Source organism: Streptomyces sp. NPDC013455, assembly GCF_040632975.1.
GTDB lineage: Bacteria > Actinomycetota > Actinomycetes > Streptomycetales > Streptomycetaceae > Streptomyces.
This window is the reverse complement of the sequence record NZ_JBEYCX010000020.1, coordinates 106,102-130,313: the sequence shown is the minus strand read 5'-3', so window position 1 is coordinate 130,313 and position 24,212 is coordinate 106,102. Positions and strand designations below refer to the sequence as shown.

At 73.6% G+C, this 24,212-nt stretch carries 28 protein-coding genes and 1 riboswitch; of the genes, 18 read left to right on the top strand and 10 right to left on the bottom strand.

Annotation, left to right across the window (positions count from 1 at the left end; all coding sequences use genetic code 11):
* Window positions 1–9: 9 nt before the first annotated feature.
* Together ABZ576_RS27745 and ABZ576_RS27740 are read right to left on the bottom strand one after the other, a co-directional pair.
* Window positions 10–312, bottom strand: coding sequence for an urease subunit gamma (locus tag ABZ576_RS27745; RefSeq protein WP_360746432.1), 303 nt, complete (start codon window positions 310–312; stop codon window positions 10–12).
* Between the two features lie 224 nt (window positions 313–536).
* Entirely contained in the window at window positions 537–815 is a 279-nt protein-coding gene (locus ABZ576_RS27740) for a type II toxin-antitoxin system Phd/YefM family antitoxin (RefSeq protein ID WP_360746429.1), read from the bottom strand.
* Window positions 816–900: 85 nt separating this feature from the next.
* Here ABZ576_RS27740 and ABZ576_RS27735 point away from each other — a divergent pair, with 85 nt between their 5' ends.
* From ABZ576_RS27735 to ABZ576_RS27725, 3 genes are all read left to right on the top strand, one after another.
* The gene (locus ABZ576_RS27735; RefSeq protein WP_360746426.1) at window positions 901–1,536 is read left to right on the top strand and encodes an ATP-dependent Clp protease proteolytic subunit; all 636 of its coding nucleotides are present in this window, start codon (window positions 901–903) and stop codon (window positions 1,534–1,536) included.
* Window positions 1,537–1,543: 7 nt separating this feature from the next.
* Window positions 1,544–1,849 carry a hypothetical protein gene (locus ABZ576_RS27730; protein WP_360746423.1) on the top strand — a complete coding sequence of 102 codons (306 nt, stop codon included), beginning with the start codon at window positions 1,544–1,546 and terminating at the stop codon, window positions 1,847–1,849.
* Between the two features lie 341 nt (window positions 1,850–2,190).
* A riboswitch (cyclic di-AMP (ydaO/yuaA leader) is annotated at window positions 2,191–2,421 on the top strand.
* A gap of 3 nt (window positions 2,422–2,424) precedes the next feature.
* A complete protein-coding gene (locus ABZ576_RS27725) occupies window positions 2,425–2,898 on the top strand; it encodes a C40 family peptidase (protein ID WP_360746420.1) in 474 nt (157 codons plus the stop codon).
* Window positions 2,899–3,407: 509 nt separating this feature from the next.
* Here the strand turns inward: ABZ576_RS27725 and ABZ576_RS27720 are convergent.
* Window positions 3,408–3,866, bottom strand: a complete 459-nt coding sequence (locus ABZ576_RS27720; protein WP_360746417.1) for an ATP-binding protein — start codon at window positions 3,864–3,866, stop codon at window positions 3,408–3,410.
* 212 nt (window positions 3,867–4,078) lie between these two features.
* On the opposite strand from ABZ576_RS27720, the gene ABZ576_RS27715 reads away from it, so the two are divergent.
* Window positions 4,079–4,939, top strand: a complete 861-nt coding sequence (locus ABZ576_RS27715) for a helix-turn-helix transcriptional regulator (RefSeq protein WP_360746414.1) — start codon at window positions 4,079–4,081, stop codon at window positions 4,937–4,939.
* A 9-nt stretch (window positions 4,940–4,948) separates the two neighbouring features.
* On the top strand, window positions 4,949–5,170 hold the full coding sequence (locus ABZ576_RS27710) for a DUF397 domain-containing protein (protein ID WP_360746411.1): 222 nt from the start codon (window positions 4,949–4,951) through the stop codon (window positions 5,168–5,170).
* Window positions 5,171–5,227: 57 nt separating this feature from the next.
* Here ABZ576_RS27710 and ABZ576_RS27705 read toward each other — a convergent pair whose 3' ends face one another.
* Window positions 5,228–6,355 (bottom strand): 8-amino-7-oxononanoate synthase, encoded by a 1,128-nt coding sequence (locus ABZ576_RS27705; protein ID WP_360746408.1) that lies wholly within the window; start codon window positions 6,353–6,355, stop codon window positions 5,228–5,230.
* Between the two features lie 147 nt (window positions 6,356–6,502).
* Between ABZ576_RS27705 and bioB the strand changes: the two genes are divergently transcribed.
* The 4 genes from bioB to ABZ576_RS27685 all read left to right on the top strand — a co-directional run bounded on the left by bioB (window position 6,503) and on the right by ABZ576_RS27685 (window position 10,653).
* A complete protein-coding gene (gene bioB / locus ABZ576_RS27700; protein ID WP_360746405.1) occupies window positions 6,503–7,726 on the top strand; it encodes a biotin synthase BioB in 1,224 nt (407 codons plus the stop codon).
* Complete coding sequence (locus tag ABZ576_RS27695) at window positions 7,719–8,999, top strand: adenosylmethionine--8-amino-7-oxononanoate transaminase (protein WP_360746401.1); 1,281 nt, start codon at window positions 7,719–7,721, stop codon at window positions 8,997–8,999. Before bioB ends, ABZ576_RS27695 begins: the two co-directional genes overlap by 8 nt.
* Before the next feature lies 1 nt (window position 9,000).
* Window positions 9,001–9,717, top strand: a complete 717-nt coding sequence (gene bioD, locus ABZ576_RS27690; RefSeq protein WP_360746398.1) for a dethiobiotin synthase — start codon at window positions 9,001–9,003, stop codon at window positions 9,715–9,717.
* Window positions 9,718–9,945: 228 nt separating this feature from the next.
* A complete protein-coding gene (locus ABZ576_RS27685; RefSeq protein WP_360746395.1) occupies window positions 9,946–10,653 on the top strand; it encodes a class I SAM-dependent methyltransferase in 708 nt (235 codons plus the stop codon).
* A gap of 231 nt (window positions 10,654–10,884) precedes the next feature.
* Here ABZ576_RS27685 and ABZ576_RS27680 read toward each other — a convergent pair whose 3' ends face one another.
* Together ABZ576_RS27680 and ABZ576_RS27675 are read right to left on the bottom strand one after the other, a co-directional pair.
* A complete protein-coding gene (locus ABZ576_RS27680) occupies window positions 10,885–11,259 on the bottom strand; it encodes a fic family toxin-antitoxin system, toxin component (protein ID WP_360746392.1) in 375 nt (124 codons plus the stop codon).
* Window positions 11,260–11,304: 45 nt separating this feature from the next.
* The gene (locus ABZ576_RS27675; RefSeq protein WP_360746389.1) at window positions 11,305–11,547 is read right to left on the bottom strand and encodes a toxin-antitoxin system HicB family antitoxin; all 243 of its coding nucleotides are present in this window, start codon (window positions 11,545–11,547) and stop codon (window positions 11,305–11,307) included.
* 226 nt (window positions 11,548–11,773) lie between these two features.
* Between ABZ576_RS27675 and ABZ576_RS27670 the strand changes: the two genes are divergently transcribed.
* The 6 genes from ABZ576_RS27670 to mug all read left to right on the top strand — a co-directional run bounded on the left by ABZ576_RS27670 (window position 11,774) and on the right by mug (window position 17,923).
* The gene (locus ABZ576_RS27670) at window positions 11,774–12,199 is read left to right on the top strand and encodes a GNAT family N-acetyltransferase (RefSeq protein ID WP_360746386.1); all 426 of its coding nucleotides are present in this window, start codon (window positions 11,774–11,776) and stop codon (window positions 12,197–12,199) included.
* 165 nt (window positions 12,200–12,364) lie between these two features.
* Window positions 12,365–13,726, top strand: a complete 1,362-nt coding sequence (locus ABZ576_RS27665) for a hemolysin family protein (protein WP_360746383.1) — start codon at window positions 12,365–12,367, stop codon at window positions 13,724–13,726.
* Entirely contained in the window at window positions 13,723–14,742 is a 1,020-nt protein-coding gene (locus ABZ576_RS27660) for a hemolysin family protein (RefSeq protein WP_360746380.1), read from the top strand. The genes ABZ576_RS27665 and ABZ576_RS27660 overlap by 4 nt, the downstream gene beginning before the upstream one ends.
* A 141-nt stretch (window positions 14,743–14,883) precedes the next feature.
* Window positions 14,884–15,672 (top strand): SGNH/GDSL hydrolase family protein, encoded by a 789-nt coding sequence (locus tag ABZ576_RS27655; protein WP_360746377.1) that lies wholly within the window; start codon window positions 14,884–14,886, stop codon window positions 15,670–15,672.
* A 215-nt stretch (window positions 15,673–15,887) separates the two neighbouring features.
* Window positions 15,888–17,330, top strand: coding sequence for an adenylosuccinate lyase (gene purB / locus ABZ576_RS27650; RefSeq protein ID WP_360746374.1), 1,443 nt, complete (start codon window positions 15,888–15,890; stop codon window positions 17,328–17,330).
* A 29-nt stretch (window positions 17,331–17,359) separates the two neighbouring features.
* On the top strand, window positions 17,360–17,923 hold the full coding sequence (mug, locus tag ABZ576_RS27645; RefSeq protein ID WP_360746461.1) for a G/U mismatch-specific DNA glycosylase: 564 nt from the start codon (window positions 17,360–17,362) through the stop codon (window positions 17,921–17,923).
* On the opposite strand, the gene ABZ576_RS27640 is transcribed toward mug, so the two are convergent.
* The 3 genes from ABZ576_RS27640 to ABZ576_RS27630 are packed head-to-tail and all read right to left on the bottom strand — an operon-like array spanning window position 17,884 to window position 20,002.
* On the bottom strand, window positions 17,884–18,327 hold the full coding sequence (locus tag ABZ576_RS27640) for a hypothetical protein (RefSeq protein ID WP_360746371.1): 444 nt from the start codon (window positions 18,325–18,327) through the stop codon (window positions 17,884–17,886). The two genes, mug and ABZ576_RS27640, sit on opposite strands and share 40 nt — an antisense overlap.
* 41 nt (window positions 18,328–18,368) lie before the next feature.
* Complete coding sequence (locus tag ABZ576_RS27635; protein ID WP_360746368.1) at window positions 18,369–19,079, bottom strand: ABC transporter permease subunit; 711 nt, start codon at window positions 19,077–19,079, stop codon at window positions 18,369–18,371.
* A gap of 2 nt (window positions 19,080–19,081) precedes the next feature.
* Window positions 19,082–20,002 carry an ATP-binding cassette domain-containing protein gene (locus ABZ576_RS27630; protein WP_360746366.1) on the bottom strand — a complete coding sequence of 307 codons (921 nt, stop codon included), beginning with the start codon at window positions 20,000–20,002 and terminating at the stop codon, window positions 19,082–19,084.
* A gap of 107 nt (window positions 20,003–20,109) precedes the next feature.
* On the opposite strand from ABZ576_RS27630, the gene ABZ576_RS27625 reads away from it, so the two are divergent.
* From ABZ576_RS27625 to ABZ576_RS27615, 3 genes are all read left to right on the top strand, one after another.
* Window positions 20,110–21,264 (top strand): histidine kinase, encoded by a 1,155-nt coding sequence (locus ABZ576_RS27625; protein WP_360746362.1) that lies wholly within the window; start codon window positions 20,110–20,112, stop codon window positions 21,262–21,264.
* Window positions 21,265–21,278: 14 nt separating this feature from the next.
* A complete protein-coding gene (locus ABZ576_RS27620; protein WP_360746359.1) occupies window positions 21,279–21,935 on the top strand; it encodes a response regulator transcription factor in 657 nt (218 codons plus the stop codon).
* A 95-nt stretch (window positions 21,936–22,030) separates the two neighbouring features.
* The gene (locus ABZ576_RS27615) at window positions 22,031–23,188 is read left to right on the top strand and encodes an ROK family transcriptional regulator (RefSeq protein ID WP_360746356.1); all 1,158 of its coding nucleotides are present in this window, start codon (window positions 22,031–22,033) and stop codon (window positions 23,186–23,188) included.
* Window positions 23,189–23,375: 187 nt separating this feature from the next.
* Here ABZ576_RS27615 and ABZ576_RS27610 read toward each other — a convergent pair whose 3' ends face one another.
* The gene (locus ABZ576_RS27610; protein ID WP_360746353.1) at window positions 23,376–24,137 is read right to left on the bottom strand and encodes a GntR family transcriptional regulator; all 762 of its coding nucleotides are present in this window, start codon (window positions 24,135–24,137) and stop codon (window positions 23,376–23,378) included.
* Window positions 24,138–24,212 lie beyond the last annotated feature (75 nt).

Genomic DNA, 24,212 nt, shown 5'->3' with positions numbered 1-24,212 from the left:
ACGGCCCCTTCAGATGATCGGCTCGTGGACGGTGACCAGCTTGGTGCCGTCCGGGAAGGTGGCCTCCACCTGGACGTCGTGGATCATCTCCGCGACGCCGTCCATGACGTCGTCCCGGCTCAGCAGCTTGCGGCCGGAGGACATCAGCTCGGCGACGCTGCGGCCGTCCCGCGCGCCCTCCAGGATGTGCGACGTGATGAGGGCGACCGCCTCCGGGTGGTTGAGCTTGAGCCCGCGGGCCCTGCGCTTCTCGGCCACGTCGGCCGCCACATGGATGAGCAGCCTCTCTTGCTCGTGCGGGGTCAGTTGCACGTCACCTCACAGTCCTTGCTCCGGACCGTGCGGGGTCCGGTCGCCGCTGCCACACGACGGGGATAGGTGTAACACACAGACAAATCCCCGGAGCGTCGTCAATCCGGGCAGAAAAACCCCTGGTGGCGTGGATCGGCAGGCTAGAACGCCGGAGTTTCAACGACGTTAACCAGACTTTGATCGGCCCATGACCGGCCGATGGGCTCCCGCGGAGAAAGGGCGGCTCAGGACGCGCCCGGCCGGCGGTGCTCCGCCGCGATGCCGAAGCGCTGCTGTTCACGCGGAGCGGAACCGGCCTCACGGACCCGGGAGACGGAGCTGACTATCTGCTCCTCGGCCGGCTCGTCCAGCGCGTCCAGCCGCTCCAGGTCGGCGGCCGAGACCAGCGCGACCAGCGGCTTGCCGTGCCGGGTCACGACGACGCGCTCACCGCCGTACACCACGCGGTTGATCAGGTCGGCGAGCTCAGCCCTGGCTTGCGTCACCGGAATCTCGTAGGCCATGCCCCCATTCTAACGTCACGTACGTCCTGTACATTTTTTACAGAAGCCGAGCCCCTCGGGGGCGCGAATGAGGAGGCGTATGCCCATGGCCCGGACGCTTGCCCGACATGTCCTGCCCGAGTTCACCGAGCGCGCCGGGGCCACCGTGCGCACCCTCGACCCGTACGGGAAGCTCTTCGAGGACCGGATCGTCTTCCTCGGCACCCCGGTCGACCACGCGGCGGCGCACGACGTCACGGCGCAGCTGATGTACCTGGAACACGCGGCGCCGGACCGGGACGTCACGCTGTACGTCAACTCGCCCGGCGGCTCCTTCGACGCCATGACCGCGATCTACGACACCATGCGGTACATCAGCTGTGACGTCGTCACCTACTGCCTCGGACAGGCCGCCTCCTCGGCCGCCGTGCTGGTCGCGGCCGGCGCCCCCGGCAAGCGGTTCACCCTGCCCGGGGCCCGGATGGTGATCGAGCAGCCGGCGCTCACCGAGCCGGTGCGCGGCCGGCTCGGCGACCTCGCCGCCCGGGCCGAGGAGTTGGCCCGGGTGCGCGCGACCCTGGAGGGGATGCTCGTCCGGCACACGGGGCGCACGGCGGAGCAGGTCCACGCGGATCTGGAGCGTGACCTGATCCTGGACGCCCGGGCGGCACTCGCCTACGGTCTGGTCGACGGCATCGTGCCCACCCGCCGGGACACGCTCGGCGCACCGGACGGGAGGTGAGCCGCCCGTGCTGCCGGACCTGCCGCCCCTGCCCGCGCTGACCCGCGCCGAGGGCGAGTTGCTCGACCGCTACCTGGAGGCGGTCGACCTGCTGGGCCGTATCAACCCGGCCCGGCCCGGGGACACCTACCGCGGGCTGCGTGCGGCCCAGGCCCTGGTGCACAAGGCGGCACAGCTGCGCGACGCGCTCGCGTCGATGCACCAGCGGGGCGAGACGGAGCTGCACGGGGACACGCTGGCACGGGCGTTGCGGGTGCTGGACGGCGAGCGCCGTGCCGCTCGCGTCGCGCTCCCGCCGGTCGTCGCGGACTGAGACGGACGCCCGTCCGGGCCGACGGTGCCCACGCGTCGACACGCGCCGTTCGGGCCGGTGTTGAAACGGCCCGAACGACGTACCCCCGACCGGTGTACATGCAGATCGTTTTCCGTGCTTCACGACTTGCGCGGCACGCCGGTCCAGGGGCCGCCGAAAACTGCTCCGCCCCAGGTCCGGGGCTACGTACGGGACCTGACGGGCACTCGAACAGAGCAGTGTCCACCCGAACGGGTGAGTGGTGAGTAACACCACAAATCCCCGATTCCATTGGGATTTTCAGACACTCGTGAGTGAAGATCCCTGTCTGACGACAAGCCCCCGCCACCGCGGCGGGGCGGTCCGGGCGGACGCCGAGTCCTGCCGCCGCCCGGATGACCGGTCGACAGGAGTGGATCGGCAGGAGTGGAGGACCCAAGCAAGGCGGGTCACCGGAACGAGTGTTCGTCTGTTCGACAGGGCGGGCATCGGCTCCGAGCGACCCTTGGGGTGAAGCCGCGGCAACGCGGCCGGGCAACTTCGCCAGCCCGAATCCGACAGGTCATCCTTCACAGGCGGCTGACGAAGGGTTGCGCATGACTGCGCTCAATCGTGTCCCGTCGCTGATGGCCCGGGCCGGCACGGCCTCGGCCCTCACCCTCGCCGCCGTGGGCGGCTCGATCGCGGTACCCGGTCTCGCCACCGACGCCTCCGCCGCGACCTCGGCGACGAAAGCACTGCAGGTCGCGGCCTCCAAGAAGGGCGCGCCGTACGCGTGGGGAGCCACCGGGCCGCGGAGGTTCGACTGCTCGGGGCTGACGCTCTACTCGTACAAGAAGGCGGGCAAGAAGCTGCCGCGCACCGCCGCGCAGCAGTACAACAAGACGCACCACATCTCCGCCAAGCACCGCAAGGCGGGCGACCTGGTCTTCTTCCACTCGGGTTCCAGCGTCTACCACGTCGGCATCTACGCCGGCCACGGCAAGATCTGGCACGCCCCCAAGACCGGAGACGTGGTGAAGCTGCAGAAGATCTGGACGAAGAGCGTCTGGTACGGCCGGGTCAGCTGACCCGCCGCCAGAGCGGGAGCGGCTCGAACGACAGGGCCGCTCCCAGCGCCCTCAGCGCCACCCCGGCGCCCGCCTGAAGCCCTCGGGCGCCCCGGGGCCGGCCCGGCCGGTCAGCGCCACTCCGGTGCCCGTCTGAAGCCCACGGGCGGCCCGGGGCCGGCCCGGCCGGCCGGTGGCCCCGTGCCGGCGCGGCGGTCGGACGGCGGCCCGGGTGGCGAGCCCGACGAGCCGCCGCTGCCGCACGCCCCGCCCCCCACCGGCCGTGCGCCGCGGCCGGGCACCTTCCCGCGCCGGTACGCGTCTGCCGCCACCGGCGCCGAGCGCGTCACCGCCGGGTACGACCCGAAGCCGGAGCGCGCCCCCACCGCCGGTGCGCGTCTGCCGCAAGCGGCGCCGGGCCCGGGCGATCAGCTCGCGGACGGCGGCGATCGTCCCGTCGACCGGCGCGCGCAAGGGCGTCACCGCCGGGTACGACCCGAAGCCGGAGCGCCCTCCCCGGCCTCGGCCCGCTACGGCTCCTGCTGGCCGGCCGCCGGGACCGGTGCGGCCGGGACCGTCCAGGGGAGTTCGATGGAGACCGTCTTGCCGCCCTCCCGGGTGGGGCGGACCCGGAGCCTGCCGCCGCACTCCGCGGTGAGCCAGCGGATGATGACCATGCCGCGGCCGTTGTCCTGCTGCACGGCGGCGGGCAGTCTCTTCGGGAAGCGGGGATGGCTGTCCGTGACGCCGATGCGCAGGTGTTCGTCATGGTGCAGCGCGATGTCGACGGTGAAGGTGGGTGACTGACCGAAGGTGTGCTGCACGGCGTTGGTGGCGAGCTCGGAGACGATGAGCCGGACGGTGTCGGCGGTCTCGGTGTCCGACGGCAGGCCCCACTCCGCGAGGGTGCCCACGACGTAGGAGCGGGCGGCCGAGACCGAGGCGGGATCGCTCGGCAGAGTGACGGATGCTTCCAGATGGTCTGCCATGGCGACGTCGTCCCTTTCCCACGGGACCGCGGTCCGACATACAGCGGATGGTTCGAGTACGGTCCCGGACTGGTGCTTGCTCGCCAGACTGCCACCAACGAGCCGTCACGGGGAGCGATCCACCAAGATATGCATATATCTGTCGCCCGAAGCGGTGAACTCTGCGACGCGAGACCGTATTTGGGCGGCCCGGAAGGAGTAAGGAGGAGCCCATGCAGAACGGTCCGGCGGTGCGCCGTCGTAAATTGGGCGCCGAACTGCGCACGCTGCGTACCGGCGCTGGGCTCACAAGCGGTGAGGCGGCCCGGCTGGTCGGCTGGCACCAGTCGAAGGTGAGCCGTATCGAGACCGGCGCCAGCGGTGTGAAACCGGCCGATCTGCGGTTACTGCTCGACGCCTATCAGGTGCGGGACAGACACTTGCGCGAGTTGCTGCTGATGCTGGCGGGGTCGGAGGACGCGGGGGGCCGGCACCGCTGGTGGCACGCCTATCGCGGGGTGCTGCCGCCCACCTACCGCGACTTCATCAGTCTGGAGTCCCAGGCGAGCGCCATGCGCACCCTGGAGACCACGGTCGTGCCCGGGTTGCTCCAGACGGCCGAGTACGCCCGTGCGGTCACCCGGGCGGCCGTCAAGGATCTGGACGAGGACCGCCTGGACACGCTGGTGGAAGTGCGTCTGGCCAGGCAGGACGTGCTGCGTTCGGATCCGCCGCTGGTGCTGAGCGCCGTACTGGACGAGGCGGTGCTGCGCCGCGAGGTCGGCGGTCCGGGGGTGATGGCCCGGCAGCTGGAACGGCTGATGGAGGCCGCCCGTCTGCCCCAGGTCCGCCTTCAGGTGCTGCCCTTCACGGCGGGAGCGCATGTCGGCCTCACCGGGCCTTTCGTTATTTTCTCATTTCCGAGCACTTCTGATCTGGATGTTGTTGTTCTCGACCAGTTGACGAGTAGCCTCTACCTGGAACGGAAAGAAGACCTGATGGCCTACTCCGAGGCCTTCGACACTCTTCAGTTCCACGCCCTTTCCCCCGAGGAATCGTTGGACTACATCGCCGGGATAGGTGACGGCGTGTAAGGAGGCACCATGTCAGCTCTGCCTCGGAACGTGACTGCCAGTACCGATCTGCACGACGTGCGCTGGCTGCGCAGCAGCTACAGCACGGGAGCCAACAACTGCGTGGAGGCGGCCCGGCCGCGCTCCGGTCCGGGGGCCGGAGCGCTCGCCGTGCGCGACTCGAAGAATCCGGCCGGGCCCGCCTTGCTCTTCTCCGCCGAGAGCTGGACCGGATTCATCACCACGCTCTGATCAGAATCGGTCAACTTCTCATCATTTTCGCGCGAGACACGGCCGTGTCACGCCGACTCATGGTCGCGTTTCGCCGATGACTCGTACAGCGCGTTCGATCTCCGCCCCGGAGAGGTCCGCGCGGGCGGTCAGCCTCAGCCGTGAGACGCCGTCGGGCACGGAAGGAGGACGGAAGCAGCCCACGGCCAGCCCCGCCGTACGGCAGTCGGCCGCCCAGCGCACCGCCTGTTCCGGGGACGGAGCCCGCACGGAGACCACCGCGGCGTCCGGACGCACCGCTTCCAGACCCGCGGCGGTCAGCCGTGCGTGCAGTTCGGCGGCGACCTCGCGGGCCCGCGCCGCCCGCGCCGGCTCACGCTCCAGCAGCCGCAGCGCCGCCAGCGCGGCGCCGGCCGCCGCCGGTGCCAGACCGGTGTCGAAGATGAAGGTGCGGGCCGCGTTGACCAGATGGTCGATCACCCGCGCCGGGCCGAGCACCACCCCGCCCTGGCTGCCCAGCGACTTGGAGAGGGTGGCCGTGACGACCACGTCCCCGGCGCCCGCGAGCCCGGCCGCGTGGGCCGCGCCCCGGCCGCCGTCGCCCAGCACGCCGAGTCCGTGGGCGTCGTCCACGACCAGTCCCGCGCCGTGCTCCCGGCACGCCGCGGCCAGCGCGGCCAGCGGCGCCCGGTCCCCGTCGACGGAGAACACCGTGTCCGACACGACGATCGCCGCGCCCTCGTGCGTGGCCAGGGCCTTGCGCACGGCCTCGGGATCGGCGTGCCCCACGACCTGCTTCTCGCCCCGGGCGAGCCGGCAACCGTCGATGAGGGAGGCGTGGTTGCCCGCGTCGGAGACGACCAGCGAGCCGTGCGGACCGAGGGCGGTGACGGCGGCCAGGTTGGCGGCGTACCCCGAGGAGAACACCAGGGCCGCCTCGAACCCGCAGAACGCGGCCAGCGCCCGCTCCAGCTCGGTGTGCAGCTCGGTGGTGCCGGTGACCAGCCGGGAGCCGGTGGCGCCGCCGCCCCAGGTCCGGGCGGCCCGGGCGGCTCCCTCGGTGACCTCGGGGTGGCGGGCCAGGCCTAGGTAGTCGTTGCTCGCCAGGTCCAGCAGCGGCGAGTCGGCGGGGCGCGGGCGCAGGGTCCGTACGAGTCCGGCGCGGCCACGCGCCTCGGCCTGCTCGTCGATCCAGCCGAACACCATGGGTCCTCCGGTGCTTTTGTAGGTAGCGGACAGACCTTAGCGGCACGGCCGTCCGCCCATGGTGTGGCAATACCCACACGGTGATCCGGCTTCGTTGTGCGAACTCTCCTTGGCCCGAAGCGGTCCCGTAGGACAGGATCGGGCCTCATGGACCTGCTGAAGACGCTGGTGGACAAGGGGCTGCGGCGCGAGCTGCCGGCCCGCGAGGAAGCACTCGCCGTACTGGCCACCTCCGATGACGACCTGCTCGACGTGGTGGCCGCGGCCGGCAAGGTGCGCCGGCACTGGTTCGGGCGCCGGGTGAAGCTCAACTATCTGGTCAACCTGAAGTCCGGCCTGTGCCCGGAGGACTGCTCCTACTGCTCCCAGCGGCTCGGCTCCAAGGCGGAGATCCTCAAGTACACCTGGCTCAAGCCGGACGAGGCGTCCGAGGCCGCCGCCGCGGGCCTGGCGGGCGGCGCCAAGCGGGTGTGCCTGGTGGCCAGCGGACGCGGCCCGACCGACCGGGACGTGGACCGGGTCTCGCAGACCATCAAGGCCATCAAGGAGCAGAACGAGGGCGTCGAGGTGTGCGCCTGCCTCGGCCTGCTCTCCGACGGACAGGCGGAGCGGCTGCGCGAGGCGGGGGCGGACGCGTACAACCACAACCTCAACACCTCGGAGTCCACGTACGGGGACATCACGACCACCCACACGTACGCCGATCGGGTGGACACGGTGCAGAAGGCGCACGCGGCCGGTCTGTCGGCGTGTTCGGGTCTGATCGCCGGCATGGGCGAGTCCGACGAGGACCTGGTCGACGTCGTCTACTCGCTGCGTGAGCTGGACCCCGACTCGGTGCCGGTGAACTTCCTCATCCCGTTCGAGGGCACGCCGCTGGCCAAGGAGTGGAACCTCACCCCGCAGCGCTGCCTGCGGATCCTGGCGATGGTCCGGTTCGTCTGCCCGGACGTGGAGGTCCGGATCGCGGGCGGCCGCGAGGTCCACCTGCGCACGATGCAGCCGCTGGCGCTGCACCTGGCCAACTCGATCTTCCTCGGCGACTACCTGACCAGCGAGGGCCAGGCCGGCAAGGCCGACCTGGAGATGATCGCGGACGCCGGCTTCGAGGTGGAGGGCGCCGGAGAGGTCACGCTGCCGGAGCACCGGGCGACGGCCGCCGGGACCGGCGGATGCGGGTCGCACGCGGAGGCCGGATGCGGGTCGCACGCGGAGGCCGGATGCGGGTCGCACGCGGAGGCCGGGTGCGGGTCGCACGCCGGTGGCGGGGTGTGCGGTACGGCGGCGGCACCCGCCGCGCAGGAGCCGCGGACCGACCTCGTCGCCGTCCGCCGCCGGGGTGCCGGTACGGACCTCGCGCCCAATGCCTGATCTCGGTGTGCCGCAGCTGCTGGAGCTGGACCGGCGGCACGTGTGGCATCCGTACGGCCCGATGCCCGGGCGTGCCGAACCGCTCGTCGTGGAGGCGGCGAGCGGGGTCCGGCTGCGGCTGGCGGACGGTTCCGGCGAACTGGTCGACGGCATGTCGTCGTGGTGGTCGGCCATCCACGGCTACAACCACCCGGTGCTCAACGCGGCCGCGCGCGAGCAGCTGGGGCGGATGAGCCACGTCATGTTCGGCGGGCTCACCCACGAGCCCGCCGTCCGGCTCGCGAAGCTGCTCGTCGACATGTCGCCGGACGGTCTGGAGCACGTCTTCCTCGCCGACTCGGGGTCCGTGTCGGTCGAGGTCGCGGTGAAGATGTGCCTCCAGTACTGGCGTTCGCTCGGCCGGCCGGGCAAGCAGCGGCTGCTGACCTGGCGCGGCGGCTATCACGGGGACACCTGGAACCCCATGTCGGTGTGCGACCCCGAAGGCGGGATGCACGAGTTGTGGACCGGCGTGCTGCCGCGCCAGGTCTTCGCGGACGCGCCGCCCGCCGCGTACGAGGAGTCGTACGCCGAGCACCTGCGGGAGCTGATCGCGCGGCACGCGGACGAGCTGGCCGCGGTGATCGTGGAGCCGGTGGTGCAGGGCGCGGGCGGGATGCGCTTCCACTCCCCCGGCTATCTGCGGGTGCTGCGCGAGGCGTGCGACGCGCACGACGTCCTGCTGGTCTTCGACGAGATCGCCACCGGTTTCGGTCGCACCGGCGCGCTGTTCGCGGCGGACCACGCGGCCGTCACCCCTGATGTGATGTGCGTGGGCAAGGCGTTGACCGGCGGCTATCTGACGATGGCGGCCACCTTGTGCACCGCGCGGGTCGCCGACGGGATCTCCCGGGGCGAGGTGCCGGTGCTCGCGCACGGCCCGACGTTCATGGGCAACCCGCTGGCGGCGGCCGTCGCCTGCGCCTCGATCGAGCTGCTGCTGGGCCAGGACTGGCCGGCGGAGGTCAAGCGGATCGAGGCGGGGCTCGGGGAGGGCCTGGCGCCGGCCCGGGATCTGCCCGGGGTGCGGGACGTCCGGGTCCTCGGGGCCATCGGGGTGGTCCAGCTCGACCACGAGGTCGACATGAAGGCGGCCACCGACGCCGCCGTGCGGGCGGGCGTGTGGCTGCGCCCGTTCCGCGACCTGGTCTACACGATGCCGCCGTACGTCACCTCGGACGAGGACGTGGCACGGATCGCGGGCGCCGTGTGCGCCGCGGCACGGGAGGGATGACATGCCGGTACTGGTGATCACGGGCACGGGCACGGAGGTCGGCAAGACCGTCACCACCGCCGCCGTCGCCGCGGCGGCGCTCGCCGCCGGGCGTTCGGTGGCCGTGCTCAAGGCCGCCCAGACGGGCGTACTGCCGGACGAACGCGGGGACGCCGACGAGGTCGCGTGGCTCGCCGGCCCGGTCACGGCCGACGAACTCGCCCGGTTCCCCGAGCCGCTGGCACCGGGTACGGCGGCCCGCCGGGCCGGGATGGCGCCGGTGCGCCCGCACGAGGTCGCCGAGCGGGCCGCCAAGCTGGCCACCGGGCACGACCTGGTGCTGGTGGAAGGCGCGGGCGGGCTGCTCGTCCGGTTCGACGCGGCGGGCGGGACCCTGGCCGACGTGGCCCGGCTGCTGCGCGCGCCGGTGCTGGTCGTCGCGCAGGCCGGGCTGGGCACGCTCAACGTCACCGAGCTGACGGCCCGCGAACTGCGGCGCCAGGGGCTGGAGCCGGCCGGAGTGGTGATCGGCAGCTGGCCCGCCGAGCCGGACCTGGCGGCCCGCTGCAACGTGGCCGACCTGCCGGAGGTCGCCGGCGCCCCGCTGCTGGGCGCGCTGCCCGCACGGGCCGGTGCACTGCCCCCCGCCGAGTTCCGATCGGCGGCACCGGGCTGGCTCGCCCCTCGGCTGGACGGCACCTGGGACGCGGAGGCGTTCCGGCTGCGCGAGGCGCCGTAGCACCGCGCGGGGGTACGGCGACGCCGCCCACCCCTCGGCCGCCGTCCGGGGGTGGCCGTCACCCCGGGGCCGGCGAACGGCTCGCACCGGGTGAGGCGAGCCGCGAGCACCCGTGCCCGCCCCCGAGCCCGGCGGGCCTCGGGTGCTGCGCGGCCCGTTCGGGGCGGGTGGGTCGGTGGGTCTCGGGGGAGACTCTTCCCAGGGCCCGTCCTGTGCAGGGAGGTCGCCATGCGGCTGCTGTCCACCCGCTCCACCCGGCTGGCGCGGAGTCCCGTCCGCCATCCGGTGTTCGCCCGTTACTACGCCCGGGTCAGCGTGAGCGCGGACGCCCGGCTCGGGATGACCGCGCTGCGGGAGCGGCTGCTCGCCGGGCTGTCCGGGCGGGTGATCGAGATCGGCGCGGGCAACGGGCTGAACTTCCGGCACTACCCCGGCACCGTCGCCGAGGTCGTCGCGATAGAACCGGAGCCGCTGCTCAGACAGCTGGCGCTGGAGGCGGCGCTGCGCTGCGAGGTTCCGGTCGACGTGGTGCCGGGCACGGCGGAGGCCCTCCCGGTCAAGAGCGAGGCGTTCGACGCGGCCGTGCTGTCGCTGGTGCTGTGCAGCGTGCGGGACGTGGAGCGGGCGCTCGGCGAGGTACGGCGGGTGCTGAGGCCCGGCGGCGAGGTGCGGTTCTTCGAGCACGGGCAGGGCGGCGGCCGGATGATGACGCTGACCCAGCGGGCGCTGGACCACACCGTGTGGCCCGTCCTCGCCGGTGGCTGCCATCTGTCCCGACGGCCGGTCGCCGCGCTGCGCGACGCCGGGTTCCGTCTCGGGCCGCAGCGGCGGGTGATGCTGCCGGAGAAGGGGCCGGCGCTGCCGGCCTCCTACTGCGCGCTGGGCGTCGCCTGGCGACCGGACGAGCCGGACGCGCGCTCGTCACAGGACCGCTGAACGCCGACGCCTGCCCGGCCGCCGCACCGGACGCCGCACGCGCCGGGCCGGAGGCACGGTGACCTGGCCGGAGGCACGGTGACCTGGCCGAAGGCACGGTGACCTGGCCGGACGGACGTGCGGTGAACGGGCCGGACGGACGTGCGGTGACCGGGCCGGACGGACGTGCGGTGACCGGGCCGGACGTGCGGTGAACGGGCGCGGGGTGTGCCGTGGCCGGTGGCGGCGTGGTCAGACGCTCCAGCCGCGCAGCTCGCGCGCGATGTCGTCCACGCTCGCCGTGCCGTCCTTCACCAGCCGGGCGAGGTCCCTGACCTGATCCGGTGTGGGCAGCACCTTCACCCCGCTGGCAACCAGGTAGGCGTAGGCGACCGCGGAGGCGAACAGCGCGTTGGAGCGTTCCAGCGCCGGTACGTGGATCAGCAGCTGGAGCAGGGAGGCGGCGCGGGCCTGCGGGGTGTCGTAGACGGGCACGCCGAATATCTCCGCCCGGTGCCGGGCGACGGCGGCGACCAGGGCGCCCCAGTCGGTGACTTGCGGGTCCCCCGGGGTGCGCTGTTCGGCGAGCATGAGGAGCCAGGGCAGGTCGATGCTGAGGTCGTTCAAGGGAGCGGTTCCCGGGGAGCGGCTCGCACGGTCGGCTGCACGGGATCAGCGGCGGCCTTCGCCGGTGTCGGCGGCGCGGTTCTCGGAGAACTCCTCGGCGAAGACCGACTCGTACTGCCGCATGAAGTCGGCGGCGGCCTCGACGAAGGTACGGCCCGCCTCGCCGGTGTCCTGCTTGACCAGCTCTTCGATGTAGCGGTTGACGCTCATGCCGCGGGCCAGGGCCCGCTCGCGGGCCGCCCGGGCGGTGCCCTCGTCCACGCGCACGTTCAGCTGGGTCTTCGCCATGCCTCGACGCTAGCGCCACAACGCTAGCGTCGACAAGGGCGCACGGTGGCGCGGCGCCGGGGCGTTCGGCCGGCGGACCGACAGCGGCGTCGGCGGTACGGCTGCACGTGCCCGACCGCCCCGGGAGCCCTGCACGGAGGCGTGCGCGGTGCCGGAGCGGGCGCGCGAGGAGTCCGCGTGACGGAAACCCGGGGCGGGCCCGGCCGTTGGCGATCATGATGGTGGCATGAGTGATCTACGCATACGTGCCGCCGTCGCGGACGACCTCGACGGCGTCCTCGCCTTCTGGCGGACGGCCGCCGAGGGGACGAGCATCAGCGACGACCGCGCCGGTGTGGAGCGGCTGGTCGAGCGGGACCCCGAGGCGCTGATCCTGGCGGAGCTGGGCGGTGAGCTGGTGGGCACGGTGATCGCCGGTTTCGACGGCTGGCGGTGCCATCTGTACCGGCTCGCGGTGCACCCGCGGCGGCGCCGGCAGGGCATCGCGTCGGCGCTGCTGGCAGCCGCCGAGGAGCGGTTCGCGGGGCTCGGCGGCCGGCGCGCGGACGCGATGGTGCTGGTCCGCAACGAGACCGCGCACCACGCCTGGGGTGCGGCCGGGTACGGGCCGGAGGAGCACTGGCGGCGCTGGGTGAAGCCGCTCACCGGCTGAGCCCCGGATCGCCCCACGCGGAGCTTCTTTGCACATCCTTTACCCTTGAGGGAGCACTCGGCTCTCTATGAAAGGTTGTGAGCGTCCGCCCATGGGCGAGCCTCCCAGTACGCGACACCGCGCGTTCTCCCCTGCCCTGTCCGACCATGGGACGGGGGTGACCCGATGACCGAAGTGCTCCTTCTCCTGGTGGCGATCCTGCTGTCGCTGGCCTGCGGTGCCTTCGTGGCGGCGGAGTTCTCCCTGACCACCGTGGAGCGCGGCGAGCTGGAGCGGGCCGCCGCGCGTGGCGAGCGGGGGGCCGCGGGCGCCCTGAAGGCCACGCGCAACCTGACCTTCCAGCTCTCCGGCGCGCAGCTCGGCATCACCGTCACCAACCTGGTGGTCGGCATGCTCGCCGAGCCGTCGATCGCCGCGCTGCTGGCCGGGCCGTTCCGCGCGATGGGCCTGTCCGGCGCCACGGCCGGTTCCGTCGCGCTGGTGCTGGGCACGGCCCTGTCGACGGTGTTCCTGATGGTCGTCGGCGAACTGGTGCCCAAGAACTGGGCGATCTCCTCACCGCTGACCGTGGCCAAGCGGGTGGGCAGCGCACAGCGCTGGTTCAGCGCGGCCTTCCGGCCCTTCATCACCCACCTGAACAACACCGCGAACCATTTCGTCCGCCGGCTGGGCATCGAGCCGGCCGAGGAGCTGGCCTCCGCGCGCGGCCCGCAGGAACTGGCCGCACTCGCCCGGCACTCCGCCAAGGAGGGCGCCCTGGAGCCGGACACCGCCGAGCTGTTCGTGCGGACGCTGAACCTGGCCGATCTCACGGCCGAGAACGTGATGACCCCGCGCGTGCAGGTCGTCGCCCTGGACACCCAGGCGACCTGCGAGGACGTCGCCAACGCCACCCGGGCCACCGGTCTGTCCCGGTTCCCGGTCTACCGGGGCAGCCTGGACTCCGTCGTCGGCACCGCCCACATCAAGGACGTGCTGGCCGTCCCGGCGGACGAACGGCGCCACCGCACGGTCGCCCAGGTGATGCGCGAGCCGCTGCTGGTGCCCGAGTCGCTCACCGTCGACCGGCTGCTGGACCGCCTCGGCGGCCGGCGCACCATGGCCGTCGTCATCGACGAGTACGGCGGCACGGCCGGCGTGGCCACCCTGGAGGACATCGTGGAGGAGGTCGTCGGCGAGGTGCGGGACGAGCACGACCCGCACGAGACGCCCGACCTCGCCCCGGCGGGCGCCGACGAGGAGGGCCGGGCGCTGTACCTGGCCGACGGCGCCACCCGCACCGACCAGCTCGCGCGGGTGGGCCTGCGCGTGCCGGAGGGGCCGTACGAGACGCTGGCCGGCCTGGTCGCCACCGAGCTGGGCCGGATACCCGCGAAGGAGGACAGCGTCGGCGTCGCCGGCTGGCGGCTGGACGTGGTCGACGCCTCGGGCCGCCGGGCCGCCCGGGTGCTGCTGCACGCACCGCTGGACGACGAGCCCGGTGACGGGACCGGCAAGGTGCAGGGGACCCGGGAGGGCACGCGATGACCGCCGTACAGCTGCTGATCGGTCTGGCGACCCTCGTCGTCAACGCCTTCTTCGTCGGCGCCGAGTTCGCGCTGATCTCCGTACGCCGCTCGCAGGTGGAGCCGCTCGCCCAGGAGGGCGACCGGCGGGCCCGGAGCGTGCTGTGGGGACTGGAGCACGTGTCCGCGCTGCTGGCCGCCGCCCAGCTCGGCATCACGCTGTGCACGCTGGTGCTGGGTGTGGTCGCCGAGCCGGCGATCGCGCACCTGCTGGAGCCGGCCTTCCACACGCTGGGCGTGCCGACGAGCGCGGGTCACGCCGTCTCCTTCGTGATCGCGCTGACCCTCGCGACCTATCTGCACATGCTGCTCGGCGAGATGGTGCCCAAGAACATCGCGCTCGCCGAACCGGTGCGCAGCGCGCTGCTGCTCGGTCCGCCGCTGGTCGCGCTGTCGCGGGCGCTGCGCCCGGTGATCTTCACCGTCAACGCCTTCGCGAACGCGCTGCTGAAGCTGCTGCGGGTGGAAGCGAAGGACGAGGTCGCGGCGACCTTCACGGACACCGAACTGGCCGAGATCGTCAAGGACGCCAGCGAGGCCGGACTGATCGACAACCGGGCGCAGGAACGGCTGCACGACGCCCTGGAGCTGGGCAGCCGGCCGGTGCGGGACGTGGTCGTACCGCTCCAGCGGGTCGTGTACGCCCGCGTGGGCGTGACGCCGGAACAGCTGGAGCGGCTGTCGGCGGAGTCGGGCTTCTCCCGCTTCCCGGTGGTCGACGCCGGCCGCCGGATCGTGGGGTACCTGCACGTCAAGGACGCGCTGGACGCGTCGCCGCGGGACATGCCGTTCCGGTTGCGGGACATGCGGCCGATCGCGCGCGTGCGGGAGGGGACCCCGCTGGACGACGTGCTCACCGCGATGCGCGGCGGCCGGACGCACCTCGCGGCCGTGCTCGGCGACGACGGGCGGCTGGCGGGCCTGGTGACCATGGAGGACGTGCTGCGGCAGCTGTTCGGCCAGCCGGCACCGGGCTGACAGGAGGGCGCCGGCGGCGCGGGCCGGTGCCGGGCCGGCACGGCCCGGGGGTGAAGCGCGGCCCGGGGGCAGAGCGCGGCCCCGGCCGCGCCGTACCGACCGACCGGCAGGTATTGGCCTCGGGATACCATCTCTGTCGCCATGCAGACGAACCCCACACCTCCCCCGTACACCAGCCTGGTCGCGGTCGGCGACTCCTTCACGGAGGGCATGTCGGACCTGCTGCCCGACGGCTCCTACCGGGGCTGGGCCGATGTGCTCGCCGCCCGGATGGCCGCCCGCACGCCCGGCTTCCGGTACGCGAACCTCGCCGTGCGCGGGAAGCTGATCAGGCAGATCGTCGACGAGCAGGTGGACGTGGCGGCGGCCATGAAGGCCGACGTCGTCACCCTCGTCGGCGGGCTCAACGACACCCTGCGCCCCAAGTGCGACATGGGCCGGGTCCGGGACCTACTCACCGAGGCCGTGGAGCGGCTGGCCCCGTCCTGCAAGCAGCTGGTGCTCATGCGCAGCCCCGGCCGCCAGGGCCCGGTGCTGGAGCGGTTCCGGCCCCGCATGGAAGAGCTGTTCGCCTGCGTCGACGAGCTGGCCGCGCGGCACGGCGCCGTGGTGGTCGACCTCTACGGGGCGCCCGCGCTGGCCGACCCGCGGCTGTGGGACGTGGACCGGCTGCATCTGACGGCGGAGGGGCACCGCCGGGTCGCCGAGGCGGTGTGGCAGAGCCTCGGCTACGGCGCGGAGGACGCGGAGTGGCACGTGCCGATGCCGGCGACGCTGCCGCCGGGCTGGGTGACGCGCCGGGCCGCCGACGTGCGGTTCGCCCGGCAGCACCTGCTGCCCTGGATAGGCCGCCGGCTGACCGGCCGCTCGTCGGGCGACGGCCGCCCGCCGAAGCGCCCGGAGCTGCTGCCGTACGAGGGCTCGGCGTAGGCCGTGTACGAGGGCTCGGCGCAGGCGGTACTGCGGCGGCCATGCGGACGTCCGGGGGCCCGTGGACGAGTCGGGCCGGGGCCGGTACCCGAGGAAGGCCGGGGCCGGTCACCGGCGTGCCCGCACCGCCGCGCCGACGTGACGGGGCTCTCGTAGCTTCGACCGAAGGCACCCGTGGCGCTGGCCTGCACGAACCGCCAGTAGAATCTGGACACGTGACTTCTGCGCCCGCCAAGCCCCGCATCCCGAACGTCCTCGCCGGACGCTACGCCTCCGCCGAGCTCGCCACGCTCTGGTCCCCCGAGCAGAAGGTGAAGCTCGAGCGGCAGCTCTGGCTCGCCGTGCTGCGGGCCCAGAAGGACCTCGGCATCGAGGTGCCCGACGAGGCGATCGCCGACTACGAGCGGGTCCTCGACACCGTCGACCTGGCCTCGATCGCCGAGCGCGAGAAGGTCACCCGGCACGACGTGAAGGCCCGGATCGAGGAGTTCAACGACCTCGCCGGGCACGAGCACGTGCACAAGGGCATGACCTCCCGTGACCTCACGGAGAACGTCGAGCAGCTCCAGATCCGGCTCTCGCTGGAGCTGATGCGCGACCGCACGGTGGCCGTGCTGGCGCGCCTCGGCAAGCTGGCCGGCGAGTACGCCGAGCTGGTCATGGCCGGCCGTTCGCACAATGTGGCCGCGCAGGCCACCACCCTGGGCAAGCGCTTCGCGACCGCCGCCGACGAGCTGCTCGTGGCCTACGGCCGGGTCGAGGAGCTGCTCGGCCGCTACCCGCTGCGCGGCATCAAGGGCCCGGTCGGCACCGCGCAGGACATGCTGGACCTGCTCGGCGGCGACGCGGCCAAGCTCGCCGAGCTGGAGGACCGGATCGCCGGGCACCTGGGCTTCTCGCAGGCGTTCACCTCGGTCGGCCAGGTCTACCCGCGCTCGCTGGACTACGAGGTGGTGACCGCGCTGGTGCAGCTGGCCGCGGCGCCCTCCTCGCTGGCGAAGACGATCCGGCTGATGGCCGGGCACGAGCTGGTCACCGAGGGCTTCAAGCCGGGCCAGGTCGGCTCCTCCGCGATGCCGCACAAGATGAACACCCGCTCCTGCGAGCGCGTCAACGGGCTCATGGTCATCCTGCGGGGCTACGCCTCCATGACCGGTGAGCTGGCGGGCGACCAGTGGAACGAGGGCGACGTGTCCTGCTCGGTGGTGCGCCGGGTCGCCCTGCCGGACGCCTTCTTCGCCCTCGACGGTCTGCTGGAGACCTTCCTGACCGTCCTCGACGAGTTCGGCGCCTTCCCGGCCGTCGTCTCCCGCGAGCTGGACCGCTACCTGCCGTTCCTGGCCACCACCAAGGTGCTCATGGGCGCGGTGCGGGCCGGTGTCGGCCGCGAGGTCGCGCACGAGGCGATCAAGGAGAACGCCGTGGCCACCGCCCTCGCCATGCGCGAGCAGGGCGCCGAGCGCAACGACCTGCTCGACAAGCTCGCCGCCGACGAGCGGCTGCCGCTCGACCGCGAGCAGCTGGCCGAGCTGATGGCCGACAAGCTCTCCTTCACCGGTGCCGCGGCCGACCAGGTCGGCCTGGTCGCCGGCCGGATCGAGGAGATCGTCAAGCGGCACCCGGAGGCCGCCGGCTACACCCCCGGAGCGATCCTCTGACCCGCACCCCCCGCTTCACCAAGGCGGAACTGGAGGCCGCCCGCGACCGCCTCGTCCCGGACGTGGTCGCGGACGGCCTCCGCGTGCTCTTCTGCGGTATCAACCCCGGGCTGATGACCGCGGCGACCGGCCACCACTTCGCCCGCCCCGGCAACCGCTTCTGGCCGGTGCTGCACCTGTCCGGCTTCACCCCGCGGCTGCTGAAGCCGTCCGAGCAGCGGGAGCTGCTGTCCTACGGGCTGGGCATCACCAACGTGGTGGCGCGGGCCACCGCCCGGGCGGACGAACTGACCGCCGAGGAGTACGTCGAGGGCGGCCGGCTGCTGGCCGAGAAGGTCACCCGGCTCAGGCCGAGGTGGCTGGCCGTGGTCGGGGTGACGGCGTACCGCGCCGCGTTCGGCGACCGCACCGCCCGGGTCGGCCCGCAGGAACGGGTCATCGGGCACAGCCGGGTGTGGGTGCTGCCCAACCCCAGCGGGCTGAACGCGCACTGGACGGCGGCGACGATGGCGCAGGAGTTCGCCCGGCTGCGCGAGGCGGCGGGCGCGGACGGTCACGGCGGGTCGGTCTCCGTCACTATCCCGAGCAGCTGAAACGGCAGCTCCTTGTCCCACTGGGACACCCCGAGGGCGAACCAGCGGCCCGCCCGCGGTACCCGCCACAGCTGGACGTCGGGGACGTGGCCGCCGAGTCCGGCCCACGGCTCCGCCAGGTCCTCGCCCGCCATGGTCCGTTCCAGCACGCTGTACAGGCTGACGTGCTGCGGCTGCCCCCAGCGCTCGCCGAGGCGCTGCGCCAGGCCGTCCCGGTCGGCCTCGTACTGCGCCTCCGTCTCCTCCCGTTCGCTGCCGTCGTCGTCCCAGAACTCGGCACTCGTCTGTAAGGCGGCTATGTGGTAGCCGGGCCCGCTCTCGCCGTGCTCCGTCCTGCCGTGCGCCGCCGGGAACTCCCGGGCGCACAGCAGGTCGATGAGGGTCAGGCACTCCGCGATGTCCATGCGGTCCAGTAAAGCGGGCCGCACTGACAATTGGCGGCTCGTCAGGCGTCCCTGAGGCGGAGGCTCCAGGCACCCGCGAGCAGGGCCGCCGCCGTCCACAGCGCGGTCACCGCGAGCCCGCCGAACGGGCCGAGTGCCCCGTCCCAGCTGCTGTGCAGGGCCACTTGGCCGGCCCGGTCGGGGAGGAAGTCGGCGACCGAGCCGGACAGGTCGCCGATGACGAACGACACGACCAGCAGGAACGGGACCAGCACCGACAGGGTGGCGACCGCGCTGCGCAGCACGGCCGCGACCCCGGCCGCGAACAGCGCCATCAGGGTCAGGTGCAGTCCGCAGCCGAGGGCGCCGCGCAGCCCCTCGGCCCAGCCGGGGGCGGACGCGCCGAGGGCCGCCCGGCCCACCAGGAGGGTGACGAGCCCGGTGAGCAGCCCGACGGCCAGTGCGGGCAGGGCGATCGCCGTGGCCTTGGCGGCGAACCAGCGGTCCCGGTCGGGCACCGCGGACAGGGTCAGCCGCAGCGCACCGCCCCGGAACTCGGAGGCCACGGCCGCCGTACCGAAGGCGATCGCGGCGACCTGCCCGAACGCGATCCCGAAGAACACCGAGTACAGCGGGTCGGAGTCGTCGGCGTCGGCCGCGGCGAGCGCCGAGAACGCGGTGGTGGAGACGAAGACGGCGGCGAGGGCGCCCAGCAGGGAGCGCAGGCTCCGGATCTTGATCCACTCGGCGCGGAGCACGGGTGCGAACGACATGGTCAGACCTCCTGGCGCGGTGCGGTGAACTCGGCCTCGGCAGCGGTCAGATCGAGGTACGCCTCCTCCAGGGTGGCCTCGCGGGCCGCGAGTTCCAGGACGGGGACGCCCGCGTCGGACATCAGGCGGCCGAGGTCGTCCACGCGCGCCTGCCGCACCGTCCAGGTGCCGTCCGCGTCCCGGGTGGCCTCGTGACCGTGCCGGGCGAGGAGCTCGCCGAGGGCGGCGGGGTCGGTGGTGCGGACGCGGACGTGGGGCCGCACGCGCGCGTGGATGAACTCCCGGACCGGTGTGTCGGTGAGCAGGCGGCCCCGCCCGACGATGAGCAGGTGGTCCGCGAAGGCGGCGGTCTCGCCCATGAGATGGCTGGAGACGAGGACCGTACGGCCCTGTGCCGCGAGCCGGCGCAGCAGGGTGCGGATCCACACGATGCCCTCGGGGTCGAGTCCGTTGGCGGGCTCGTCCAGCAGGACGACCTCGGGGTCGCCGAGCAGGGCGGCGGCGATGCCGAGGCGCTGGCGCATCCCCAGGGAGTAGGTCCGCACCCTGCGGCGCGCCACGCCGGCGAGGCCGGTCTCCTCCAAGGCGGTGTCGACCCGGCGGGCCGGGATGCGGTTGCTCGCGGCGAGGGCCAGCAGGTGGTCGCGGGCGGTGCGGGAGCCGTGCGCGGCACGTGCGTCGAGCAGGGCGCCCACCCGGCGCAGGGGTTCACGGAGCCGGGCGTACTCCTGGCCGCCGATGGTGGCGGTACCGGCGGTGGGCCGGCCGAGGCCGAGAACGAGGCGCATGGTGGTGGACTTGCCGGCGCCGTTGGGGCCGAGGAAGCCGGTGACCCGGCCGGGGCCCACCCGGAAGGTGAGGTGGTCCACGGCCCGCCGGCCGCCGTACTCCTTGGTGAGGTCTCGTACGTCGATGCTGGTCATGGCAGCAGCCTGGCCGGGCGGCGCGGCCGGTGCCTCCCCCGCCGGTGGAGACCGTCTCCCCCGTGCGGGGGAGGCCGGTCGTCGGTGCCGCCTGCCACGATGAGGCCATGGCCCGCCTTCTGCGCCCGCTGCTGCGCGGGCGGACGTACACACGCCTGCTGCACCTGTGGGTGCCGATGCTGGTGGTCAGCGTCTGGCTCTTCATCGACCTGTCGACCCCGTGGGTGCCCGCGCTGCTGATCGGCCCGCTGGGGTTCGTGCCCGTGGTGCGGCAGGGCGAGGGCGTGCAGGCGCGGCTGCTGCTCACCCCCGGCGATCCGGATCCGGGCATCTCCGAGGCGCCGGCGGTGAGCGGGCGGGACCGGCTGCGTACGGTGGTGTGGCTGGAGCTGCGCATGGTGCTCGGAGCCGTGGCCGCGTTCGCGTCGGTGTGGCTGCCCGTCCTCGCCTTCGAACTGGCGCGGTGCGCGTGGTCGGTGGCGCCGGCCGGGGTCCCGTTGCCGGACCGGCTGCCGCCGCACCGCGCCTGGGCGCTGCTGGCGCCGCTGCCGCTGCTCGTTCTGTACGGGGTGGTCGTCGGGCTCGGCGCGCTGGTGACGGCCGCCGCGCGCCGGCTGCTCGGGCCGTCCGCGGCGGAGCGGCTGGCCGCTCTGGAGGAGCGCACCGAGCAGTTGCTGGAACGCACGCGGATCGCGCGGGAGTTGCACGACTCGATCGGGCACGCGCTGACGGTGGCGGTGGTGCAGGCCGGGGCCGCGCGGGCGGCGGGCGACCCGGAGTTCACCGAGCGGGCACTCGACGCCATCGAGGAGACCGGCCGCGCCGCCCTGGCGGACCTGGAGCGGGTGCTGGGGGTCCTGCGGGAGGCCGAGCGGCCGGTGGGCGCCCGGCCCACGCTGGCCGACGCCGACCGGCTGCTGGAGTCGGCGCGGGCCTCCGGGGCGAAGGTCGACGCGGAGGTGACGGGACCGGTCGGGGCCGTGCCGGGCCCCGTGTCCCGCGAGGGCTACCGCATCCTTCAGGAGGCGCTCACCAACGTGCTGCGGCACGCGGGGGCCGTGCCCGTGACCGTCCGGGTCTCGGCCACCGGCACCAGGCTCGTCCTGGAAGTCCGCAATCCGCTGCCCGGGGTGGTGTCCGGGCCCGGCCGGGGCAGCGGGCTGCGGGGCATGCGCGAACGGGCCGCGCTGCTGGGCGGCACCGCGCACAGCGGCCCCGAGGAGGGCGACTGGCGGGTGCGCGCGGAGCTGCCGACGGGTTGATCTAGGCTGGCCGGATGCCGGTCACCGTTCTTCTCGTCGACGACGAACCCCTGGTCCGTGCGGGTCTGCGGGCGGTGCTGGAGGCGCAGCCCGACATCGAGGTGGCGGGTGAGGCGGCCGACGGCGCGGCGGTGATCCCGCTCGTGCGGCGACTGCGCCCGGACGTGGTCGCGATGGACGTACGCATGCCCCTGATGGACGGCATCGAGGCCACGCGGGCGGTGCTGCGCACGGTGGCCGAGCCGCCGAAGATCCTCGTGGTGACGACGTTCGAGGACGACGAGTACGTGTACGAGGCGCTGCGCGCGGGCGCCGACGGGTTCCTGCTGAAGCGGGCCCGTCCGGCCGAGATCGTGCACGCGGTCCGGCTGGTGGCGGAGGGCGAGTCGCTGCTGTTCCCGGCCTCCGTACGGCGCCTGGCCGCCCGGTACGGCGACGGCGGCCGGCCGGCGCGGGGCGGGCCGGAGCTCGCCCGGCTGACCGAGCGGGAGGCGGAGGTGCTGCGGCTGATGGCGCGGGGCCTGTCGAACGCCGAGATCGCCGCCCGGCTGGTGGTGGGCGCGGAGACGGTGAAGTCGCATGTGAGTGCCGTCCTGGCCAAGCTCGGCGCGCGCGACCGCACGCAGGCGGTGATCGCGGCCTACGAGTCGGGGTTCGTGGAACCGGGGTGAGCGGGGCGCGCGGCCGGGCGGAACCCGGCACTCGCAGGGGTGCGCCGCGCCGAGTACGATCCGGCCAACACGCCCGCGAGCTGGGAGGACGGACGGTGGGCCAGCTGACCGGCGGCGATCCCTCGCTGCTGCGGAGGATCAATTCCGCGGTGGTGCTGCACGCGCTGCGTGCCGCGGACTGCGCGACGCTCACCGAGATCACCCGGGTCACCGGACTGTCCCGGCCGACCGTCGAGGGGGTCGTGGAGGGGCTCATCGAGGGCGGCCTCGTCGTGGAGGCGGCCGCCGACGAGGGGGGTGCGCGCCGGCAGGGGCGGCCCGCCCGGCGGTTCCGGTTCCGGGCCGAGGCGGGTCACCTGCTGGGCCTGGAGGTCGGGCCGCACCGGGTCGCCGCGCTCCTGTCCGACCTGGACGGGCGGGTGTTGGGCGCGCAGGCCAAGGAGGTCGGCGAGAGGGCCCCGGCGGACGAGCGGCTCGACCGGCTGCGCGGTGCGGTCGCCGAGCTGCTGCGCCGGGCGGGGGTGGCGCGCTCCTCGCTGCGGGCGGTGGGCGTGGGCACGCCGGGCATCGTGGAGGCGGACGGCACGGTACGGCTGAGCACGGCGCTGCCGCAGTGGACCGGCCTCAGGCTCGGTGAGCGGCTGAGCCGTTCGTTCAGGTGCCCGGTGCTGGTGGAGAACGACGCCAACGCGGCGGCGGTCGCCGAGCACTGGAAGGGTTCGGCGACCGGGACGGACGACGTGGTGTTCGTCCTGGCCGGGCTGAGCCCGGGTGCCGGTTCGCTGATCGGCGGGCGGCTGCACCGGGGGTACGGCGGGGCGGCCGGGGAGATCGGCGCGCTGCACCTGCTGGGCCGGGAGGCGACGCCGGAGGCGCTGCTGTCCACCACCGACGAGCCGCTGCACCCGCTGGACGAGCAGGCGGTCGCCGAGGTGTTCGCGCTGGCCCGGAAGGGCGACCAGCGGGCGCAGGCGGCCGTCGAGCGGTTCATCCAGCGGCTGGTGCACGACGTGGCCGCGCTGGTGCTGGCGCTCGATCCGGAGCTGGTCGTGATCGGCGGCTGGGCGGCCGGTCTGGACGGCGTCCTGGAGCCGCTGCGCCGTGAACTGGCCCGCTACTGCCTGCGGCCGCCCCGGGTGGCGCTGTCCATGCTGGGCGAGGCGGCCGTGGCGACGGGAGCGCTGCGCCTGGCGCTGGACCACGTGGAGGAACAGCTGTTCGCGGTGGAGGGCTCGGTGACGGCCCGGCGGTGAGCTGCCGGCCGGGGCGCGCCGGGAAGCGGAACACCGGCTGACGCCGTCGTACGGGCGCGGCCGCCTGCGCGGTCTTCCCGGACCTCCGGGAGGCGGCCCCGCGCCTTCGGCTCCCGGGCGTACGGGACGCCCCCCTGGGCCGGCCGCCGTGACGGCGTCGCGGGTTCCCAGGGGGGCGTGGGGTGTGTCAGGAAGCCCGCTGCTCCGGGGCGTGGTGTATCTCCACGCCGGGCGATTCGCCGAAGGTCAGCCGGCAGGTGTCGGCCCGGTAGGTCGCGACCGAGAGTGCCGCGGTGCGGCCCTGGGCGAAGAAGCGGGTGGTGAGGACCAGGACGGGCGAGCCGGGCAGCCGGTCGAGTTCCCGGGCGTCGTCCGCGCGCGCGGAGCCCAGCTCGACGGCGCGGTCCTCGCCGTCCAGCGGCAGGTGCTGCAGTTCCCGCAGCACCGCACGCGCGCGTGCCGCGCCGGACGGCGCGTCGATCGCGGTCAGACCGGGCACGGCACCCGCCGGGACGTACAGCAGTTCGGTGGCGACCTGCTGGCCGTGGGACATGCGGGAGCGGCGGACGATGTGCACCGGCTCGTCGGCGCCGGTCTCCAGGGCCGCGGCGACGGCGGCGGGCGGCGTCGCCTGGAGGCTGTCGACGGGCTGCCAGGCGTCGTGGGCGGCGCCGGGCCAGGAGGGCTGCTCGGTGCCGACGGCCACGCCCACCCGTGGGGGCGCCACGGTCGTGCCGACCCCGCGGCGGCGCTGGAGCCTGCCCTCCAGCTCCAGCTGTTCCAGGGCCTGGCGGAGCGTGGCGCGGGCCACGCCGAAGCGGGCGGCCAGCTCACGCTCGTTGGGCAGGATCTCGCCGACCGAGAACTCCGAGTCCAGTGCCTCGGTGAGCACGGTCTTGAGATGCCAGTACTTCGGTTCCGGTACCGATTCCAGCTGCGTGGTCCCCACCCTGTCCTCCGCAAGAGCCGTGGTCCGGCGGTTTTGGCGCCCTTGTTTATTAAAGGTTGTTGCAGTTCTCTGCGA

What these genes read in the sequence shown, in the direction of transcription:
- ABZ576_RS27725 (WP_360746420.1), top strand. Translation starts at nt 2,425, where the DNA reads ATGACTGCGCTCAATCGTGTCCCGTCGCTGATGGCCCGGGCCGGCACG.
- ABZ576_RS27715 (WP_360746414.1), top strand. Translation starts at nt 4,079, where the DNA reads ATGCAGAACGGTCCGGCGGTGCGCCGTCGTAAATTGGGCGCCGAACTG.
- ABZ576_RS27705 (WP_360746408.1), bottom strand. Translation starts at nt 6,355, where the DNA reads ATGGTGTTCGGCTGGATCGACGAGCAGGCCGAGGCGCGTGGCCGCGCC.
- ABZ576_RS27710 (WP_360746411.1), top strand. Translation starts at nt 4,949, where the DNA reads ATGTCAGCTCTGCCTCGGAACGTGACTGCCAGTACCGATCTGCACGAC.
- ABZ576_RS27635 (WP_360746368.1), bottom strand. Translation starts at nt 19,079, where the DNA reads ATGTCGTTCGCACCCGTGCTCCGCGCCGAGTGGATCAAGATCCGGAGC.
- ABZ576_RS27695 (WP_360746401.1), top strand. Translation starts at nt 7,719, where the DNA reads ATGCCTGATCTCGGTGTGCCGCAGCTGCTGGAGCTGGACCGGCGGCAC.
- ABZ576_RS27685 (WP_360746395.1), top strand. Translation starts at nt 9,946, where the DNA reads ATGCGGCTGCTGTCCACCCGCTCCACCCGGCTGGCGCGGAGTCCCGTC.
- ABZ576_RS27655 (WP_360746377.1), top strand. Translation starts at nt 14,884, where the DNA reads ATGCAGACGAACCCCACACCTCCCCCGTACACCAGCCTGGTCGCGGTC.
- ABZ576_RS27620 (WP_360746359.1), top strand. Translation starts at nt 21,279, where the DNA reads ATGCCGGTCACCGTTCTTCTCGTCGACGACGAACCCCTGGTCCGTGCG.
- ABZ576_RS27640 (WP_360746371.1), bottom strand. Translation starts at nt 18,327, where the DNA reads ATGGACATCGCGGAGTGCCTGACCCTCATCGACCTGCTGTGCGCCCGG.
- ABZ576_RS27740 (WP_360746429.1), bottom strand. Translation starts at nt 815, where the DNA reads ATGGCCTACGAGATTCCGGTGACGCAAGCCAGGGCTGAGCTCGCCGAC.
- ABZ576_RS27665 (WP_360746383.1), top strand. Translation starts at nt 12,365, where the DNA reads ATGACCGAAGTGCTCCTTCTCCTGGTGGCGATCCTGCTGTCGCTGGCC.
- bioB (WP_360746405.1), top strand. Translation starts at nt 6,503, where the DNA reads ATGGACCTGCTGAAGACGCTGGTGGACAAGGGGCTGCGGCGCGAGCTG.
- ABZ576_RS27675 (WP_360746389.1), bottom strand. Translation starts at nt 11,547, where the DNA reads ATGGCGAAGACCCAGCTGAACGTGCGCGTGGACGAGGGCACCGCCCGG.
- ABZ576_RS27625 (WP_360746362.1), top strand. Translation starts at nt 20,110, where the DNA reads ATGGCCCGCCTTCTGCGCCCGCTGCTGCGCGGGCGGACGTACACACGC.
- bioD (WP_360746398.1), top strand. Translation starts at nt 9,001, where the DNA reads ATGCCGGTACTGGTGATCACGGGCACGGGCACGGAGGTCGGCAAGACC.
- ABZ576_RS27720 (WP_360746417.1), bottom strand. Translation starts at nt 3,866, where the DNA reads ATGGCAGACCATCTGGAAGCATCCGTCACTCTGCCGAGCGATCCCGCC.
- ABZ576_RS27735 (WP_360746426.1), top strand. Translation starts at nt 901, where the DNA reads ATGGCCCGGACGCTTGCCCGACATGTCCTGCCCGAGTTCACCGAGCGC.
- ABZ576_RS27660 (WP_360746380.1), top strand. Translation starts at nt 13,723, where the DNA reads ATGACCGCCGTACAGCTGCTGATCGGTCTGGCGACCCTCGTCGTCAAC.
- ABZ576_RS27670 (WP_360746386.1), top strand. Translation starts at nt 11,774, where the DNA reads ATGAGTGATCTACGCATACGTGCCGCCGTCGCGGACGACCTCGACGGC.
- ABZ576_RS27630 (WP_360746366.1), bottom strand. Translation starts at nt 20,002, where the DNA reads ATGACCAGCATCGACGTACGAGACCTCACCAAGGAGTACGGCGGCCGG.